The organism is Ancylobacter sonchi (assembly GCF_018390695.1).
In the GTDB taxonomy this organism is placed as follows: domain Bacteria; phylum Pseudomonadota; class Alphaproteobacteria; order Rhizobiales; family Xanthobacteraceae; genus Ancylobacter; species Ancylobacter sonchi.
In genome coordinates this window covers 639,905-657,341 of the sequence record NZ_JAHBGF010000020.1, presented here as the reverse complement: position 1 = coordinate 657,341, position 17,437 = coordinate 639,905, and the positions used below count along the sequence as shown (strand labels likewise).

Genomic DNA, 17,437 nt, shown 5'->3' with positions numbered 1-17,437 from the left:
TCAGCGCTCCGACAGCAGCGGCAGGAACGGGCCGAGATTGACGCCGAGCCAGTTGAAGAAGAACCAGGCCACGGCGCCCAGCACCGCGCCGGTCAGAATGTCGACAACTGGCCGCCGGGAGCCGAAGGCACGAGCGACGCCGGCGAACACCACCGCGGCGGTGACGGGAAAGCCGGCGGCCTGCATCAACACCAGCGGTGCCGCCAGCGAGGCGATGGCGAGGAGCAGCGGTCCACGGTGGGTCCTGTCCTCATCGTCCACCTCACCATACGCGTCCTCGCCCTCCGGCGAGGTGAAGGCGACGCCCCGCGCGACCTGCACGCCGAGCGCCACGCCGAGGACGACGAGGGCGATGCCGATGATCGTCACGAACAGGCCGGGCCCCACGCCCGAATGGGCGTCGGACTGGCCAAGCTGTGTCGCCCCGTAGAGCATGACGCCCCCGAAGGCGATCACGCCTCCGGGTACCCACCAGGGACGCGGCGATACGCCAGCGCTCATCGCCCTACCTCCCGCGTCGTCAGTTGACGAGGCCGGCTTCCTTCAGAAGCCCTTGCCAGTTCTGGTTTTCCGACGCGATGAAGGTCGAGAACGCCTCGCCGCCGAGATAGGCATTCTCCATGCCCTGCTTTTCCAGCGCCGCCGCCCATTCCGGCGACTTGGCCATGGTCTCGAACCGGCCGATCCACTCCTTGCGGGCCGCCGCGCTCATGCCGGGCGCTCCGACGACGCCGCGCCAGTTGCTCACGGAGACGTCGAGGCCGGCTTCCTTCAGCGTGGGAACGTCCACGCCCGGCAGGCGGTTGTCCGAGGTCACCGCGATGAGGCGGATACGCCCGGCCTGCGCCAGCGGATAGAGCTCGGAAAGACCGGAGACCGCCGCCTTGATCTTCCCGCCGACCAGCGCGGGCACGATCTCGCCGCCGCTAAAGGCGATGAAATTCAACTTGTTGGCGGGAATTCCCTGCGTCTTGGCGATCAGCGCCATCGTCAGGTGGTCGACGGTGCCGACCCCCGAGCCGCCGACCGCGAACGCGCCGGGATCCTTCTTGAGCTCGGCCACGAGGTCCGCCGTGGTCTTGATCGGCGAATCCGTCGGCACCGCGACGGCGTTGTATTCGCGGGTCAGCCGCGCCAGCGGCGCCACGTCGTCCATGGTGATGGCCGAGCGGTTGGTCAGGATGCTCGACAGCATGATCACGCCCATGAACATCAGGGCGTTGTCGTTGCCCTTGTTGTTACGGACGAAATCGGTGAGCCCGATGATGCCGACGCCGCCGCCCTTGTTGACGAACTGGATGCCGCCGGTGACCAGCTTCTCCTTCTGGAGGACCTGCATCGTCATGCGGGCCGTGTTGTCCCAGCCGCCGCCCGGCGACGCCGGGATGGTCACGGTGGTCTGCTGCGCCTGTGCGACACCCGCGCTGGCGAGCGCGGCGACGAACACGGCGCCTCCGATGCCGCGGCGCACGGCGTGCCCGAACGAAGCGAAGCGCGCCGGCGCGCTCCGCTGCATGGAACGGATCATGAGACTCTCCTGACGAACGTTTCCCGATAGTGCGAGCTCTTTGCCGTCTCGCATATTGTCGACATATGTTGGGATATATCCAACAATGTCAAGTTATTCTAAACATGAACCATCCATTGTGTCGACACAATAGACGTAGAATCTACTTCGGCAGGCGCCGCCGGTGTCGCACGCCCTCGCCGCCGGACTCCTGCACGCTGGCCACCATCATCTGTCGCGAGGCCTGGATGTGCCGGCGCATGGCGAGCTCCGCCATGTCGGCATCGCGGTCGGCCAGCGCATCGACGATGCGGCCATGCTCGACGAAGGCGCGATAGGCGCGCTCGGGCACCTGGCGCAGATGCTTGCGGCACAGGCCGATCAGCGTGGCGTAGTCCTCGCAGAGGAACTTGATGAGGAATTCGTTGCGGCTGCACCGGGCGATGAAGGTGTGAAAGTCGCTGTCGAGCTCGCGGGTGAGAAAGGTGGAAAAGCCGATCTCCTCGGACCGCGCCTTCTGCCGCGCGAGGTTTTCCCTCAACTGGGCGATTTCGGAATCGGTGATGCGCGTGGCCGCCTCGCGCGCGATCATTCCCTCGACGGCCTCACGCACGATGAAGATCTGCTCCACCTTGGCCGGAGACAGCACCACCACCCGCGCACCGAGGCGCGGTGCCCGGGTCAGCACGCTGCGCTCCTCAAGGCGGCGGATCGCCTCGCGCAAAGGCGCGCGGCTGATGCCGAAACGCCGGGCCAGCTCGGGTTCGCTAACCTTGGCACCGGGCTTCAGCTCTCCGTCGAGAATGACCTGGGTCAGGCGCGCCAGGGCGCTGTCCGCCACGGTCGTGGAATCATCCAGTTCGTCCAGCATGGCACCCTTCCTCGCATGATGCGGCGGAGCCTGCCGGGGCCTCAGATTTTTGTCGACACATTTTCCGCGCTCTCCAGCACCCTGCGCGGCACCAGGACGCTGCCCTGCATCAGCCGCCGGGCCGTGCGGTAGACCACGGCCTCGTCGGCATGCGGCTCGCCCTCACGGCTCAGGCGCGCGGCGACCGGCAGCAGGCCGGACGGGTGCGCGACGACGAGATCCGCGTCGGGATCGGATGGAAGATGCGCGAGTTCGGCGGCGATCGTCCCCGGCAGCCGCATGGCGATGGCGAGGCACATGGCGCCGGTCAGCGGCGAAGCCTTGTGCGGCTGGCCGGCCGAGATCATGCGCGCCAGAATGTGGAACGATGACGCGGGCAGCGTCTTCCCGCTGAGCGTCGGGGCATCGACAGGCGCGGCGAGGATGCCCACCAGCGGCAGGTTGCGGATGCGGGTCCGCGCCTCCTCCTCGGTCGCCGCGATGCCCATGGCCACGGCGGCGGCGACGCGGATCGCCTCCAGCTTTGCAAGAAGCCCGGGCCGCGCCTCGATCTCGTCCGGCAATTCGAGGCCGGTCATGCCGAGCGAGCGGGCGTCCACGAACACGGCCGGGTTGGCGGCATCGACCAGCGAGACCGTCACGGTGCCGATCCCCTCGACGGCGAGTTCGTCCTGCGCCCGTCCGGTCGGCAGCAGGCGGCCGGTCGCGGCGCCGCCGGGTTCGAGGAACGACATGCGGATCGGCGCGCCCTTGCCGGCGACGCCCTGCAGCTCGAAGTCGCCCTCCACCGCCGCCCGGCCACCGCTCACCGGGAACCGCGCGACGATGACCTTGCCGGTATTGGTGTTGTGGATGCGCACCGTCGCGCTGTCGCCATCAGCCGCGACCAACCCCTCATCGAGCGCGAACGGCCCGATCGCCGAGGAGATGTTGCCGCAATTGCCCTTGTACCCCACCAGCGGGGCGTCGATGGCCACCTGCCCGAAAGTGTAGTCGACATCCGCGTCCGGCCGGCTCGAAGGACCGACGATGGCGATCTTGGAGAGCGAGGAGATCGCCCCGCCCAGTCCGTCCAGCTGGCGCCGGTTCGGATCGGGACTGCCGATCGCGGCGAGAATGATCGCGTCGCGCGCCGCCGGATCCACGGGAAGGTCCGCCGCATGGAAGATAATGGCCCGGCTGGTGCCGCCACGCATATAGACGGCAGGTATGGCGATCTGCGGCGTCAGCTCATGCGACATCGGCTCGTCCTTCCGATTGGGCGCCGTTTTCCAGCAGGCGGCGGAAGACGAAGGGCAGGATACCTCCGGCGCGCCACACCTTGAGTTCGTTCGCGGTATCGAGCCGTCCTCGCATCTCGACCGTCTGCACCGAGCCGTCCGCGCGGGTGATGCGCGCCGTCAGCGTCTCGCCGGGCGTCGTCCAGGCATCGAACCCTTCAAGATCGATGCGCTCCGACCCGTCGAGCCCGAGCGTGGCGCGGGTGACGCCGTCGGGGAACTGGAGAGGCAGCACGCCCATGGCGATGAGGTTCGAGCGGTGGATGCGTTCGAAGCTCTCCGCCATCACCGCCCGCACGCCGAGCAGCCGCGTGCCTTTCGCCGCCCAGTCACGGGAGGAGCCGCAGCCATATTCACGGCCGGCGACGATCACCAGCGGTACGCCGTCGTCGGCATAGCGGATGGCTGCATCGAAGATCGGGAGGACATCGCCGCTCGGAACGTGCCGCGTGACGCCACCTTCCACGCCGGGCACCATCTCGTTGCGCAGGCGAATATTGGCGAAGGTGCCGCGCACCATCACCTCGTGATTGGCGCGGCGCGAGCCATAGGCGTTGAAGTCGCGCTGCGTCACCTGATGGCTCGACAGCAGCAGCCCCGCCGGGGAAGACGCCGCGATATCGCCGACCGGCGAGATGTGGTCGGTGGTGATGCTGTCGCCCAGCAGCAGCAGCGGGCGGGCGCCCTCGATGGTCGAAACCGCGTCCGGCCGATCACTATAGTCGTCGAAATAGGGCGGGCGGCGGATATAGGTGCTGGCCGGCTGCCAGGGGAAAAGCTGGCCGCGCGAGGCTTCCAGCGCGTTCCACACCGCATCGCCGGTGAACAGGTCCGCGTAGTATTTGCGGAACAGCTCCGGCGTCACCGCCTGCGACAGCAGGTCCAGGATCTCCTGCGAGCTCGGCCAGATGTCCTTCAGGAAGACCGGGCGTCCGTCCGGGTCCGTCCCGACAGGGTCGTTCGTCAGGTCGATATCGACGGTGCCGGCAATCGCGTAGGCGATGACCAGCGGCGGCGACATCAGGTAGTTCGCCTTGGCGAGCGGGTGGATGCGCGCCTCGAAATTGCGGTTGCCCGACAGCACCGCGACCGCCACGGCCTGCCGGGAGACGATCTCTTCCTCGATCTTCGGGTCGAGCTGGCCGGAATTGCCGCCACAGGTCGCGCAGCCATAGCCGGCCACCTGGAAGCCGAGGCGGTCGAGATCCGTCTGAAGCCCGGTCGCCTCGAGATAGCCGCTGACGACGCGCGACCCCGGCGTCAGCGAGGTCTTGACCCACGGCTTCGAGGTCAGGCCGCGCTGGACCGCCTTGCGCGCCAGCAGTCCGGCACCGATCATCACCGCCGGATTGGACGTATTGGTGCAGCTGGTGATCGCCGCCAGCACGACGGAGCCGTTGTCGACGCCGTCGCCGACGCCCTTGGGTTCGGACTTCATCTGCGAGCGGAAATTGTCCGCCACCTGCGGCAGCGCCACGCGATCCTGTGGGCGGCGCGGACCGGCCACGCTCGGCTCCACCGCACCGAGGTCGAACTCGACCACGCGGCTGTATTCGGGTTCGGGGGCCGCGTCGTCGCGCCAGAGATTCTGCTGCTTCGCATAGGCTTCGACCAGCCGCACGTGATCGGGCGACCGGCCCGTCAGCTCGAGATAATCGATGGTCGCGCGGTCGATGGGGAAGAAGCCGCAGGTCGAGCCGAACTCGGGTGACATGTTGGCGAGCGTCGCGCGGTCGGCGACGCTCAGCCGGCCCGCGGAGGGGCCGTAGAACTCGACGAAGGCGTCGACCACGCCGACCGCCCGTAGGCGCTGCGTCAGGGTGAGCACGATATCCGTCGCCGTCACGCCCTCGCGCACCATGCCGGTCAGCCGCACGCCGACGATGCGCCCGAGCGGCACCACCAGCGGCAGGCCGAGCATGGCCGCCTCGGCCTCGATGCCGCCGACGCCCCAGCCCAGCACGCCGATGCCGTTGACCATCGTGCTGTGGCTGTCGGTGCCGACCATCGTGTCGGGATAGGCCAGCAGCGTGCCGTCGGCCTGTCGCTGCGTCCGCACCAGCGTGGCGATGTGCTCGATGTTCACCTGATGCAGGATGCCCTTGCCGGGCGGAACGACGCGGATGCCCTCGAAAGCGGATTGCGCCCACTTGGCGAGTTGGTAGCGCTCGGAGTTGCGGCGGAACTCATGAACGAGATTGAGGCTCATCGCGCCCGCATGGCCGGCCTCGTCGACGATCAGCGAATGGTCGATGACGAGGTCCACCGGGATCTGCGGATTGACGTCCCCGGCATCCCGGCCGCGCGCAACCATGGCATCGCGCATCGCGGCGAGATCCACCAGGGTCGGAATGCCCGTGTAATCCTGCATGAGCACACGCGCCGGATGGAACGGCACCGGGATGATCTGATCGGCCGCCGGCGACCAGGCGACCAGACGGCGAACGTCCTCCTCGCCGATGTCGTTGACGCCGACATTCCGCAGCACGTTCTCCAGCAGCACCCTCAGGCAGTAGGGGCGCGTCTCCAGCGCGAAGCCGTACCTCTCCTCGAGCACGGAAAGCGCGTGACAGGAGAATAGCTGGCCATGCGAGCCGAAATTTCGCCGGGCATCTAGATCCAATGTCATGTCCGCACCTCCGCATGTTGCCCCATACATACGGCACGCAGATTTTTTGTCGACACTTTTTCTATTTAAAAGCGAATTAGACGACATTAGGCCGACATATGTCGACACTGTTGTGTCAGATCCAGCGACCGCGGCTTTTGCGGGCGGAGCGAACATGAGTGCCGGCCCAATGGATGATCGGCTGCACGCCGACCGCGTCACGCTTCGCTATGACCGGCGAACCATTGCCAGCGATCTCTCCCTCTCGATCCCCGACGGCTCGTTCACCGTGATCGTCGGCCCGAACGCCTGCGGCAAGTCGACCCTGCTGCGCGCCCTGTCGCGTCTGCTGATCCCGGCGGACGGCCAGGTGGTGCTCGACGGCGGCGACATCGCCGATCTGGCGGCGAAGGAGGTGGCCCGCCGTCTCGGTCTGCTGCCGCAAAGCTCCCTCGCGCCGGACGGCATCAGGGTTGCCGATCTGGTGGCGCGCGGCCGCTACCCGCATCAGTCCTTCTTCCGGCAATGGTCGGAGGCGGACGAGGAGGCGGTGGCAGCGGCGATGCGGGCAACCCGCATCACCGAGCTGTCCGGCCGTCTGGTCGACGAATTGTCCGGCGGCCAGCGCCAGAGAATATGGATCGCCATGGTGCTGGCGCAGCAAACCCCGATCCTGCTGCTGGACGAGCCGACCACCTTCCTCGACATCGCCCACCAGATCGAGCTGCTCGATCTGCTCGCCGGCCTCAACGCCGAGGGCCGCACCATCATCGCCGTGCTGCACGACCTCAATCATGCCTGCCGCTACGCGACGCATCTCTTGGTCATGAAGCAGGGCGCCATCGTCGCCGAGTGAGCGCCCGGGGCGGTCGTCACGCCGCAGCTCGTCGAGGAGGTGTTCGGGGGCTGCCGGCGGTCATCATCGCCGATCCCGTGTCCGGCAGCCCGCTCGTCATTCCCGGCCGAACCGGCGGCTGGTCATTGGCGGGCGGCGGCGGACGAGGTGGCTAGCGACCTCCCCTCGCCCGCCGCCGGCGCCGGATTGTCGCGCCGGTCGCGGCGGTCAAACGTCAGGCCACCGTGCGGACGATGACGCGGATCGGCGTCGGGTTGTAGGCGTTGCAGGGATTGTGCATCTGCGGGCAGTTCGAGATCACCGCCAGCACGTCGACCTCCGCCCTCAGATCGACGAAGCCGCCCGGCGGGGACACGTCGGCCGCGACGCCGGCACTGCCGTCGTCGCGGATCGGCACCTGCATGAAGAAATTGACGTTGGAGACGATGGCGCTGCGGTCCATGCCATGCGTCGCCAACTCGCTCAGGAAGTTCGAGTAGCAACTCTCAGTCGTCTTCACGCCGTAGCGCAGGAAGTTGTTGGGGATGCTGCAACAGCCATAGACGGTGTCGTGCCGCCCGAGCGTGTCCTCGGTCACGGTGAACAGCGCCACGCCGGCGTCGCTGTAGAGCACAGTCCCCTTGCCGACATAGGAGTTGCCCTGCACCTTGATGGTGTTCATCGAGCTGTAGCGGTCGCCGGGATCGGCGGCGTTGTAGCAGAGGAAGTCCACCGCCTGCTGGCCTTCGAGGTCGATGATCCGCAGGATCTCCCCCGCCCGGACCACACGGCTCCATGGCTGGCGCGCCGGCACCACATGATCGTAGACCACGCCGTCGAGTGCGGTCGCGGCGGGCGTCGTCGTCTCGTTCATTCGATCCTCCTGAAGCCGTCAGGCGCTCACATAGCGCTGCAGGAACTGGCGCGCGCGCTCGGTGCGCGGATTGCCGAAGAACTCCTCCGGCCCGCCCTCCTCGACGACGCGGCCGCCATCCATCAGCACAACCTTGTCGGCGGTCTCGCGGGCGAAGCCCATCTCATGGGTGACCACGAGCATGGTGCTGCCGGCCTGCGACAGGCTCTTCATCACCGCCACCACCTCGCCCACCAGCTCCGGGTCGAGCGCGGAGGTCGGCTCGTCGAACAGCAGCAGCTCGGGCTTCATCGCCAGCGCACGGGCGATGCCGACGCGCTGCTTCTGTCCGCCCGACAGCCGGCTGGGAAAGGCGTCGCGCTTGTCGGCGAGGCCGACATTCTCCAACAGCGCCTCGGCCTCGGCGATCACCTCCTCACGCCGCCGCTTCTGCACATGGACCGGCGCCTCGATGATGTTCTGCAACACCGTCAGGTGCGGCCAGAGATTGAAGTGCTGGAACACCGTGCCCATGCGCATGCGCAGTTTGGCGAGCTCGGCATTGCCCATCGGCACCACGCCGCCCGGACGCATGCCGATGCGCTCGCCGCAGAGCAGCACGGTGCCCTGGTCGGGCTTCTCCAGCCAGTTCACGCAGCGCAGCAGCGTCGACTTGCCCGAGCCGCTCGGCCCCAAGAGGCAGACGGTCTGCCCGCGCGCGACGGTCAGCGAGACGCCGTCGAGCACCACCTTGTCGTCGAAGGTCTTGGTGAGCCCGCTGATCTCCAGCACCGGAGCGAGCACCGGGGCGTCGCGGCTTTCGGAAGCAGTGTCAGTCATCAGCGTCGCTTCTCCGCGATACGTTCGACGGCATAGACCCCGACCTCCACCAGCATGCACAGCGCCCAGTACAGCAGCACCGCGGTGATGAAGGTCGCGAAGGGAATGAAATATTGCGCCTGGATGCTGTTGGCGGCGTGGGTCAGCTCGGGCACCGCGATGATCGTCAGGAAGGCGGTGTCCTTGATGATCTGGATCAGCTGGTTGCCGATCATCGGCCCGGCGGCGAGCACGATCTGCGGCAGGATGATGCGCGAGACCAGTCGCCAGCCATGGAAGCCGAAGGCGACCGCCGCCTCGATGGTCTCGCGCTCCAGCCGGCTCCAGATGCCGCGAATGATCTCGGCCATGTAGGCGGTGTTGTAGACGACGATGGCGACGAGGCCGGCCGTCCAGTTGTCGAAGCGCAGCCCCAGTCGCGGCAGGCCGTAATAGACGAGATAGGTCAGCATCAGGAACGGCACGCAGCGCATCAGGTCGACGAAGCCGCGGCTGACCAGGCGCAGCACCGGGTTGGACGCCATCAGCGGGATCGCCAGCAGCGCCCCGAGCGCCAGCGCGAGCACGGCGCCGACGAGGCTGAGCAGGACGGTGTTGATCAGGCCGTCGAGCAGCCGGTCGGCGCTCTGCCAGATGAGGGAGAAGTCCCGGATCATGCCGCGCCTCCCGCGTGCCCGTAGACGCGCTCGGTGAAGCGCTGGAGACCGACGAAGACCAGAACCAGCACGATGTAGATGCCGGTCGCCACCAGCATGGGCGGCAGCGGATCATAGGTCTGCGCGCCGATGCGGATGGCGGCGCGGGTGATCTCCGCCACGCCGATCACCGCGATGGCGGTGCTCGACTTGATGAGCAGCGTCATCTCGTTGACGAGGCTGGGCAGGCAGGTGCGCCAGAGCTGGGGGAAGATGATGCGCCGGAAAGTGAGCGGGCCGCTCATGCCGAAGGTGCGCGCCGCCTCGATCTGGTCGCGCGAGAAATTCATCAGCCCGGAGCGCCAGATCTCGCAATTGAACGCCGCGGTGTTGAGGGCGAGCGTCGCCACCGCCGCGCTCAGCGCGTCGATCTCGATGCCGATGACCGGCAGCGCGAAGAAGATCAGCAGGCACAGCGTCACCGCCGGCGTCGAGCGCAGCAGGCTGACATAGACGGTGGCGAGCGGCGCCAGCAGCGGCACGCGCTGCCAGCGCAAGAGCGCCAGCGCCAGGCCGAACGGCACGCCCAGCGCGATCCCGGCCAGGGAGACCGAGATCGTCACGCCGGCGCCGTTCAGCAGCGAGAGGAAGGCGTTTAATGTCATGAGCGGCCATCCGCCGACCGCGCGAGGCGGCTGGCAAGGGAGACATCAGGCCGCCGGCCGCTTGAGGCGGCCGGCAAAGGGAACGCTAGGTCGCCGGCCGCGCCGAGCGGCCGGCGGGCAGCATCAGGGCTCGAAGTGCACCGGCAGGTCCGGGAAGGACTGGCCGAACCATTTCTCCTGCAGCTTGGCGAGGTTGCCGTTCTTCTTCTGCTCGGCGAGGAAGGCGTTGATCAGCTCGACGAGCTCGGTGTTGCCCTTCTTGATCGCCCAGGCCGGCACGGTGCGGCCGGAAACCGCCTGGCCGAGCTCGAACACCTCCGGCTTGTCCTTCACCAGCGAGCGCAGGTTGATGATGGTGTTCACCACATAGTCGAGGCGCCCGAGGGCGAGATCCTGATAGGCCTCGGGATAGGAGCCGTACTGGACCACTTCGCCGAGCTTGCCGCCGGTCTTGTCGAGCATGACCTGGAGCTCGGGCAGCTTGTCGAGCTGGGCGCTGCCGGTCTGCACGCCGACCTTCTTGCCGGCGAGGTCCTTGATCTCCTTGATCGAGGTGTCGTCCTTGCGCTTGACGTAGAAATGCGTCGCGTCGGCGATCGGCGTGGTGAAGGCGAGCGTTTCCATGCGCGGCTTGGTGATGATCACCGCGGTCAGCGCCATGTCGTACTTGCCGCTGGCGACGCCGGCGAGAATGCCCGACCACGGAATGATCTCCTGGCGGATCTCGAAGGGAACGAACTTGCGCAGCTCGACCAGCAGCTCGTTGTCGAAGCCAGTCGGCTTGCCGTCCTCGAGGAACTCGAAGGGCTTGTAGTCGTCCTCGGTGGCCACGACCATGTAGCCTCGGGCCTTGATCTCCTCCAGCGTGGCGGCACGAGCGGGCGTGCCGACCACCGTTCCGGCGGCCGTCAACGCCAGCGCCGCGAGCACCCACCGACGAGCCAGAAGCTTGAAACCTGTCATCCGTATATCCTCCAGCGGGCGGGGTTGGACAGGGCCGCCTGCGTCAGTTGAAAATGAATGCAAGAGGTGTGCCTTGTCCCCAAACGGAAGGCGCTGAATTAAATTCGCGCGCCTCCCCGGGGCGGTCCGTCAATACTGACGGGCGGGATTGACCTTGTTCAGCAACGGCTTGCCGGCGATGAGGCGCTCCACATTGCGCAGCACGAGATCCAGCGTCTTCGGCGTGTAGAGCTCGGTATCATCGGACGAACAATGCGGCGTCATGATCAGGTTGGGCGTCTGCCAGAGCGGCGAGGAGGCCGGCAGCGGCTCGGGATCGAAGACGTCGAGCACGGCGCTCAGCCGCGCCGCCTCCAGCTCGGCGCGCAGCGCGTCATAGTCGACGAGATTCGCGCGGCTGTAGTTCACCAGCCCCGCACCATCCTTCATCAGTGCCAGTTCCGGTGCACCGATCAGGTGGGTGGTCTCGTCGGTGTGCGGCGCGGTCACCAGCACGAAATCCGCCCGCGGCAGCAGGGCATGCAGCGCGTCGGGCGTGTGCATCTCGTGGACGTGCGGATGCCCCCGGCCGCTGCGGCGGATGCCGACCACATGGAGGCCGAAGCGCTTGGCCCAGCGCGCCGCGCCGGCACCGATATGGCCGACACCGATGATCAGCACGGTCTTGCCGACGATGGAGGAGGAAAACACCTGCTGCCAGTGCGCGGCGCGCTGGTGGGTGGCGCTTTCCGGCAGGCGGTTGTTGAGCATCAGCAGCGCCATGACCGTGTATTCGTCGGCCTTTTCGGCGTGGATGCCGCGGCTGTTGGTCAGCACGGCGCGCTTGGGCAGCCAGTCGAGCGGCAGCAAATGGTTGATGCCGGCGCCATGGGCGTGGACCCAGCGCAGCCGGGGCGCCTCCCCGCGTGCGATCAGCTCGCGGTCGAACTGCCAGCCGAACAGGATGTCGGCCGTCTGCATGGCACGCGCGAACTCCGCCCCGTCCGTCCCGATGGTGATGTTCAGCTGCTCCCGCAGGTCCGGGCGCTTGGCCAGTGCCGCCTCGACGCGCTCGGGCGTCGCCTGGAAGACCGGGCCGAGCGCGGATCGGTTATCGATATGCAGATGCAAGGGCTTAGACGTCGGGTGGGACATCGGCCGGGACATGGGCTGAGACATGGATCGTCCTTCGCGCGGGCAACGGGCGCTCGCGTCACCGAATTCGGGGGCATGCCCCGAAAAGGCAGGGCGATGCAGGCGGGAAGCCACGGACGGACGCGACCGGCGCGCCGCCTCTGGGCCCTGCCCTTCTCAGCAAGGAGGATGCCAGCACCGCCCGATCCGGCGCGGCGGGTCAGCCGCGCAGCTTGTCGAGCACGGCCTGCGCGGTGCGGGAATTGTGTTCCCTCAACCGCTTGGAGAGTTCGGCGCCGTCGCGCTGGCGCAGCGCTTCCATGATCCAGGAGTGCTCGCGCGCGGACTCGCTCCAGCGGTTCTGGTCGTCGTTCACCAGGTAGCGGGCGCGCTGCAGCTTGCCGAACAGCTGGTTGTAGGTAGCGGACAGCACCGCATTGCCGCTGAGCGCGATCATCGACTGATGGAAGGCGACGTTGAGCTCGAAATAGCTGTTGCGATCGGTCGCGTCGCGCTTGCTGCTCATCTCGTCCTTAATGCGCTCGAGCCTTGCGATATCGACATTCGAGACCCGATCGCAGACCAAGGGACCGGCCATTTCCTCGAGAGTCCCGAGCACGGCGAAGGTCTCGGATATCTCCTCGAGGGAAATGGGCGACACCGAGCTGCCCCGGTGCGGGCGCATCTCCACCAGCCCCTCGGACGCCAGGATCTTCAAGGCTTCGCGCAGCGGCGTGCGCGAAACGCCGAACTTCTCGACCAGCTTCTGCTCGGTAAACCTCTCGCCCGGAACGAGTTCGCAACGGATGATCATCTGCCGCAGCTGATCAACGACATCATCATGGAGCGGAGAGCGTTCGGAAGCGCTCCCCTGTCCCGGATCCCGGCGGTTCAGAAGCGTGGCCATCGACGAAGTTACCTCTGAAGGTGAAGGGCTGCTCGAATCTCTGGCAGGAAAATACATGCTACCATTGTTTCGTCTACCACTCCCGCCATTTGCCTCCATGCTATTGATTTTGCGTGCATGATTTTTGAACAAAATTCAATATCATGCATATGAATTCAACATATATGGATTGCATTCAATATTGACAGTTGCGACGCCTCGGAGCTAAGCCTCTTGGGGACAGCAGGTGGCCGCGATTGAACCCGTTTCTCATCCAGAACTGCCGGATTCTCGGGGATAGCGGCGCCGGTGAGCCGGCCGACCTCGCCGTGGAAGCCGGGCGTATCACCGCCATCGGACCAGCCGGCAGCCTGGATCCCGGCCGCTATGGCGGCAACCGCGTGGACGGTGGCGGTGGGCTGCTCGCCCCCGGCATGATCAATGGCCACGTCCATTCGCACGAGCACTTCCAGAAGGGGCGCTTCCGCAACCTGCCGCTGGAACTGTGGATGAATTTCGTGCGACCGCCGCAGCCCATCCCGCTCACCGCGCGGCAGGTCTATCTGCGCACGCTGATCGGCGCCATCGAGACGTTGCGGTCGGGCGCGACCACCCTCGTCGACGACCTCAATCTCGGGGCGGCCTTGAACCGCGAGCATCTCGCGGCGGTTCACCAGGCTTACGAGGATATAGGCATCCGCGCCCTCGTCGGGTTGAGCATGATGGACAAGCCCTTCTTCGAGGCGCTGCCCTTCGTGCGGGAGGAATTCGAGCCCGCCCTGCTCGACGAGCTGCGCGCCGCGCCGCGCGCCTCCGGCGAGGACCTGCTCGCGCTGGCCGAGCAACTGGCGGCAGAGCGGCATCCGGCACGCTCCCGCGTCGGCTTCGTCGTCGCACCCTCGGCGCCGCAGCGCTGCTCGGAAACCTTCCTGCGGCGCTGCCGCGACCTCGCCGACCGCCACGACCTGCCGCTGATCATCCACGTGCAGGAGACCCGGCTGCAGGTGGTCACCGCACAGCTGGAGCACGGCTGCACCTATGTCGAGTATCTCGACCGCATCGGCCTGCTGCGGCCGAAGACGACGCTGATCCACTGCGTATGGCTGACGCCGCGCGATATCGAGCTGATCGCGCGCAGCGGCGCCACCGTCCAGCACAATCCGTGGAGCAATCTGCGCCTCGGTTCCGGCATCGCCCCCCTGCGGGCTCTCCTCGATGCCGGCGTCAATGTCAGCCTCGCCACCGACGGCTGTGCCTCGACCGATACCGCCAACATGCTCAATTCGGTCGGACTGGCCACCACACTGCACAGCTTGCGCGGCGAGGAGCCTGAGGACTGGGTCGGTGCCGAGGAGGCCTGGCGGGCGGCGACACGTGGCGGAGCCGTCGCGCTCGGCCGCAGCGAGGATCTCGGGACCATCAAGGTCGGCGCCACGGCGGACCTCGTCCTGTACCGTCTCGACGGCGTCGGCTTCACCCCGGCCAACGACCTGCTCCGGCAACTGGTTCACGCCGAGCGCGGCCAGTCCATCGACATGGTCGTGGTCGACGGCACCATCGTCATGCGTGGGGGAGGGCTGACCCGCCTCGACGAGCCGGCCCTGCTCGCCGAGGCGCGGGAGGAGTTCCGTTCGCTCGCGCCATTCTATGACCGTGCCGAGGCCGAGGTGGCCCGCATGGAGCCCGCCCTCCGGCGCATCCGGGCGCGCTGCGCCTGCCATCCGATCGATGCTTCGACCTTCCCAGCGAGACTGTCGTGACAACATTTCTTCCCCTCGGCGCCGTCGCACGGCTCGGCATGCTGACCCCGTCGTCCAACACCGTGCTTGAGCCGCTGACCTCGGCCATGCTCGCCGACCTCGACAATGCGAGCGCGCATTTCTCACGCTTTCGCGTCACCGAGATCGGACTGTCGCCGGCCGCCCTCGGCCAGTTCGCCCCCGAGGGCATTCTCGCCGCCGCCGATCTGCTGGCCGACGCCAAGGTCGACGTCATCGGCTGGAACGGCACCTCCGCCGCCTGGCTCGGCTTCGAGCGCGACGAAGCGCTGTGCGCCGCGATCCGGGAGCGCACCGGCATCGAGGCCTGCACGGCGGTACTCGCCTTCCGCGACCTGTTCCGCCTCGGCGGTTTCCGCCGCATCGGGCTGGTCACGCCCTACAGTAGCGACGTGCAGGACCGCATCCAGGCGAATTGGGAAGCGGCCGGCTTTGCCGTCACGGCGGAGCGCCATCTCGGCCTCAGCGACAATTTCGCCTTTGGCGAGGTCGGCGAGGACGAGATCGCCCACATGGCGCGCGAGGTGGCGCGGGAAGGCTGCGATGCCGTCGCCATCGTCTGCACCAATCTGAAGGGCTCGGCGATCGCGCCGGCGCTGGAGCGCGAACTCGGCATCGCCGTTCTGGATTCCATCTCGGTCACTTTGTGGAAATGCCTCATGCTGGCGGGCCGGGACCCCGCCGGACTGAGCCGCTGGGGCGGTCCCTTCGCCCTGAAGCCGGCGACGATCGGCGGGACGGCGCCGTAAGACACTCTGGAGGACGGATCGATGGGACGGCTTGAGGGAAAGCTCGCGCTGGTGACCGGCGCCGGACGCCGCGAGAGCATTGGTCGGGCAATCGCCATCTGCCTCGCGGAGGAAGGTGCCGATATCGCCGTTGCCGACTTCAACCGGCCGGAGGAAAGCCTCGAGGTCGTCGACGAGATCGAGCGGATGGGCCGGCGTGCCTTTCCGGTGGCGGGCGACGTCTCGGTGGTCGCCGATTGCCGGCGTCTCATGGAAGAGGCGGTGTCGGCGCTGGGCGGCCTCGACCTCCTGGTGAACAATGCCGGCTATTCGCGCCACAAGCCGCTGCTCGACATCTCCGAGGCGGATTACGACGAGATGCTGAACCTGAACCTGCGTGGCCCGTTCTTCCTCGCGCAGGCAGCGATCCCCCATCTCCGGGCGCGCGGCGGCGGGCGCATCGTCAACATCGCCTCCGAGCAGGCCTATATCGGCGATCCGCATCTACCGCATTATGCGGCGGCCAAGGCGGGGGTGATCGCGATGTCGAAGTCGCTCGCCCTCGCGCTGGCCCCCGAGATCACCGTCAATTGCGTGGCGCCGGGGCCGACCGCCACCGGCCGCTTCCGCGCCGGGCCGGAATACACCGACGCGGTACGCGAGAAGATCCCGCTCAAGCGCTGGGGCCATCCGCGCGATGTCGGCCGCTCGGTGGTGTTTCTCGCCTCCAACGATGGCGATGCCTTCACCGGCCAGATCCTCGATCCCAACTGCGGCACCGTGATGCCGTGAGCGGCCCGGCGGTCTGCGGGCGGGCAGCAGCTCGAAAGCTGGTCCATCGTGGATGGGGTCATTCGCACGGGCGCTAAAGCGCTTCGCGAATGGTCTGGGTCAGAATGGCGGCGAAGCGTTTCACCGCTGGCGAAGGCGCCTCGGCGAGGCAGGCACGCAGGCATACCGTGCCGAGCGGCGGCAGGTCCGGGTGAGCGAGTGGCGCCAGCCCCCTGGGCAGGCCGAAAGGCGTGCGTATGGTCAGTCCGAGCCTGGCCGATGTCGCCGCCCACAGGCCGGCGAGGCTCGAACTGGTGAAGGTGATGCGCCAGTCCCGGCCGCTCTCCGCCAGCCGCGCCAGCGCATGCGCGCGGAACAGGCAGGGCTCGCCCATCACCACCAGCGGCACCGCGCCCTCTTCCGGCTGGGAGGAGCCGTCCGGGCCGATCCAGAGAATCGGCAGCTCGGCGACGAACTCCCCGGGCGCCTCGGCAGCGGGCGGATTGCGATCCCAGACCAGCGCGATGTCGAGACGGCCGCCGGCAATGTCGTCGAGCAGCGCGGAATTGCGATCGACGCGCGCCTCCATGGCCACGCCGGGATGCGAGCGGCTGAACCGCCCCAGCATTTGCGGCAGCCAGGTCTCGGCGAGATCGGGCGGAATGCCGAGCCGCACCTCGCCGGCCTCCTCGCGCGGCGACAGCGCCTCCAGCGCCTCGTCGTTCAGGTCGAGCAGGCGCTCGGCATAGGCAAAGAAGGTGCGTCCACCGTCGCTCAGCCCGAGCCCGCGCCCTTCGCGATGGAACAGCCGCACTCCCAGTTGCTGCTCCAGCCGGCGCATTTGCAGGCTCACCGCCGACTGGCTGCGCCCCACCCGCTCGGCCGCGCGCGCGAAGCTGCCGAGCCGCACCCCGGTGACGAAGGTACGCACCAGATCCATGTCGAGATTGCCGCGAGCCGCAGGGCGCTGCTCTGCCAAAGGACGGGGTTTCATCGGCTCCGATGCGGACTGCTTCAATGATTCATCAATTTTATAAAAGTGTCTGGTCGCAGAATCAATTTGCCAAAATGGATAGGATCAATATTCTTGTAAATCGATAGATA

The 17,437-nt window shown here is 67.3% G+C and carries 16 protein-coding genes and 1 pseudogene; 4 read left to right on the top strand and 13 right to left on the bottom strand.

From position 1 onward, the window contains the following. From KHC28_RS13675 to acnA, 5 genes are all read right to left on the bottom strand, one after another. Positions 1 to 501, bottom strand: a complete 501-nt coding sequence (locus KHC28_RS13675) for a tripartite tricarboxylate transporter TctB family protein (RefSeq protein ID WP_214008887.1) — start codon at positions 499 to 501, stop codon at positions 1 to 3. A gap of 19 nt (positions 502 to 520) precedes the next feature. After that, on the bottom strand, positions 521 to 1,528 hold the full coding sequence (locus KHC28_RS13670; RefSeq protein ID WP_214008886.1) for a Bug family tripartite tricarboxylate transporter substrate binding protein: 1,008 nt from the start codon (positions 1,526 to 1,528) through the stop codon (positions 521 to 523). A gap of 142 nt (positions 1,529 to 1,670) precedes the next feature. Further along, entirely contained in the window at positions 1,671 to 2,378 is a 708-nt protein-coding gene (locus KHC28_RS13665; RefSeq protein ID WP_214008885.1) for a GntR family transcriptional regulator, read from the bottom strand. Between the two features lie 41 nt (positions 2,379 to 2,419). Further along, positions 2,420 to 3,619: a 2-methylaconitate cis-trans isomerase PrpF family protein gene (locus KHC28_RS13660; RefSeq protein ID WP_214008884.1), complete on the bottom strand. Its 1,200-nt coding sequence runs from the start codon at positions 3,617 to 3,619 to the stop codon at positions 2,420 to 2,422. After that, positions 3,609 to 6,287, bottom strand: a complete 2,679-nt coding sequence (gene acnA / locus KHC28_RS13655) for an aconitate hydratase AcnA (protein WP_214008883.1) — start codon at positions 6,285 to 6,287, stop codon at positions 3,609 to 3,611. The genes KHC28_RS13660 and acnA overlap by 11 nt, the downstream gene beginning before the upstream one ends. 169 nt (positions 6,288 to 6,456) lie before the next feature. On the opposite strand from acnA, the pseudogene KHC28_RS13650 reads away from it, so the two are divergent. Then, positions 6,457 to 7,277 (top strand): annotated as a pseudogene (locus tag KHC28_RS13650) (ABC transporter ATP-binding protein). Between the two features lie 59 nt (positions 7,278 to 7,336). Here KHC28_RS13650 and KHC28_RS13645 read toward each other — a convergent pair. The 7 genes from KHC28_RS13645 to KHC28_RS13615 form a co-directional block, all read right to left on the bottom strand. After that, on the bottom strand, positions 7,337 to 7,975 hold the full coding sequence (locus KHC28_RS13645; protein WP_214008882.1) for a DUF1989 domain-containing protein: 639 nt from the start codon (positions 7,973 to 7,975) through the stop codon (positions 7,337 to 7,339). An 18-nt stretch (positions 7,976 to 7,993) separates the two neighbouring features. Further along, positions 7,994 to 8,794 (bottom strand): amino acid ABC transporter ATP-binding protein, encoded by an 801-nt coding sequence (locus KHC28_RS13640; protein ID WP_246564747.1) that lies wholly within the window; start codon positions 8,792 to 8,794, stop codon positions 7,994 to 7,996. After that, the gene (locus KHC28_RS13635) at positions 8,794 to 9,450 is read right to left on the bottom strand and encodes an amino acid ABC transporter permease (RefSeq protein WP_214008881.1); all 657 of its coding nucleotides are present in this window, start codon (positions 9,448 to 9,450) and stop codon (positions 8,794 to 8,796) included. The genes KHC28_RS13640 and KHC28_RS13635 overlap by 1 nt, the downstream gene beginning before the upstream one ends. After that, a complete protein-coding gene (locus KHC28_RS13630; RefSeq protein ID WP_214008880.1) occupies positions 9,447 to 10,094 on the bottom strand; it encodes an amino acid ABC transporter permease in 648 nt (215 codons plus the stop codon). The genes KHC28_RS13635 and KHC28_RS13630 overlap by 4 nt, the downstream gene beginning before the upstream one ends. A gap of 123 nt (positions 10,095 to 10,217) precedes the next feature. Further along, on the bottom strand, positions 10,218 to 11,057 hold the full coding sequence (locus KHC28_RS13625; protein ID WP_214008879.1) for a transporter substrate-binding domain-containing protein: 840 nt from the start codon (positions 11,055 to 11,057) through the stop codon (positions 10,218 to 10,220). 129 nt (positions 11,058 to 11,186) lie between these two features. Beyond that, entirely contained in the window at positions 11,187 to 12,215 is a 1,029-nt protein-coding gene (locus KHC28_RS13620) for a D-2-hydroxyacid dehydrogenase (RefSeq protein WP_214008878.1), read from the bottom strand. 175 nt (positions 12,216 to 12,390) lie between these two features. Continuing rightward, on the bottom strand, positions 12,391 to 13,077 hold the full coding sequence (locus KHC28_RS13615; RefSeq protein ID WP_214008877.1) for a GntR family transcriptional regulator: 687 nt from the start codon (positions 13,075 to 13,077) through the stop codon (positions 12,391 to 12,393). A gap of 236 nt (positions 13,078 to 13,313) precedes the next feature. Between KHC28_RS13615 and KHC28_RS13610 the strand changes: the two genes are divergently transcribed. The 3 genes from KHC28_RS13610 to KHC28_RS13600 are packed head-to-tail and all read left to right on the top strand — an operon-like array spanning position 13,314 to position 16,354. Next, complete coding sequence (locus tag KHC28_RS13610) at positions 13,314 to 14,816, top strand: amidohydrolase family protein (RefSeq protein ID WP_246564745.1); 1,503 nt, start codon at positions 13,314 to 13,316, stop codon at positions 14,814 to 14,816. Positions 14,817 to 14,854: 38 nt separating this feature from the next. Beyond that, positions 14,855 to 15,583 (top strand): maleate cis-trans isomerase family protein, encoded by a 729-nt coding sequence (locus KHC28_RS13605; protein WP_214009047.1) that lies wholly within the window; start codon positions 14,855 to 14,857, stop codon positions 15,581 to 15,583. Positions 15,584 to 15,604: 21 nt separating this feature from the next. Next, positions 15,605 to 16,354, top strand: a complete 750-nt coding sequence (locus KHC28_RS13600; protein ID WP_214008876.1) for an SDR family NAD(P)-dependent oxidoreductase — start codon at positions 15,605 to 15,607, stop codon at positions 16,352 to 16,354. A gap of 73 nt (positions 16,355 to 16,427) precedes the next feature. On the opposite strand, the gene KHC28_RS13595 is transcribed toward KHC28_RS13600, so the two are convergent. Beyond that, positions 16,428 to 17,327 carry a LysR substrate-binding domain-containing protein gene (locus KHC28_RS13595; protein ID WP_214008875.1) on the bottom strand — a complete coding sequence of 300 codons (900 nt, stop codon included), beginning with the start codon at positions 17,325 to 17,327 and terminating at the stop codon, positions 16,428 to 16,430. Positions 17,328 to 17,437: the final 110 nt, after the last annotated feature.

Bases quoted from the DNA above. Each gene is read 5' to 3' on its own strand.
- KHC28_RS13645 (WP_214008882.1), bottom strand. From the start codon at position 7,975: ATGAACGAGACGACGACGCCCGCCGCGACCGCACTCGACGGCGTGGTC.
- KHC28_RS13620 (WP_214008878.1), bottom strand. From the start codon at position 12,215: ATGTCTCAGCCCATGTCCCGGCCGATGTCCCACCCGACGTCTAAGCCC.
- KHC28_RS13635 (WP_214008881.1), bottom strand. From the start codon at position 9,450: ATGATCCGGGACTTCTCCCTCATCTGGCAGAGCGCCGACCGGCTGCTC.
- KHC28_RS13665 (WP_214008885.1), bottom strand. From the start codon at position 2,378: ATGCTGGACGAACTGGATGATTCCACGACCGTGGCGGACAGCGCCCTG.
- KHC28_RS13640 (WP_246564747.1), bottom strand. From the start codon at position 8,794: ATGACTGACACTGCTTCCGAAAGCCGCGACGCCCCGGTGCTCGCTCCG.
- KHC28_RS13675 (WP_214008887.1), bottom strand. From the start codon at position 501: ATGAGCGCTGGCGTATCGCCGCGTCCCTGGTGGGTACCCGGAGGCGTG.
- KHC28_RS13660 (WP_214008884.1), bottom strand. From the start codon at position 3,619: ATGTCGCATGAGCTGACGCCGCAGATCGCCATACCTGCCGTCTATATG.
- KHC28_RS13630 (WP_214008880.1), bottom strand. From the start codon at position 10,094: ATGACATTAAACGCCTTCCTCTCGCTGCTGAACGGCGCCGGCGTGACG.
- KHC28_RS13615 (WP_214008877.1), bottom strand. From the start codon at position 13,077: ATGGCCACGCTTCTGAACCGCCGGGATCCGGGACAGGGGAGCGCTTCC.
- KHC28_RS13605 (WP_214009047.1), top strand. From the start codon at position 14,855: ATGCTGACCCCGTCGTCCAACACCGTGCTTGAGCCGCTGACCTCGGCC.
- KHC28_RS13595 (WP_214008875.1), bottom strand. From the start codon at position 17,327: ATGAAACCCCGTCCTTTGGCAGAGCAGCGCCCTGCGGCTCGCGGCAAT.
- acnA (WP_214008883.1), bottom strand. From the start codon at position 6,287: ATGACATTGGATCTAGATGCCCGGCGAAATTTCGGCTCGCATGGCCAG.
- KHC28_RS13670 (WP_214008886.1), bottom strand. From the start codon at position 1,528: ATGATCCGTTCCATGCAGCGGAGCGCGCCGGCGCGCTTCGCTTCGTTC.
- KHC28_RS13600 (WP_214008876.1), top strand. From the start codon at position 15,605: ATGGGACGGCTTGAGGGAAAGCTCGCGCTGGTGACCGGCGCCGGACGC.
- KHC28_RS13625 (WP_214008879.1), bottom strand. From the start codon at position 11,057: ATGACAGGTTTCAAGCTTCTGGCTCGTCGGTGGGTGCTCGCGGCGCTG.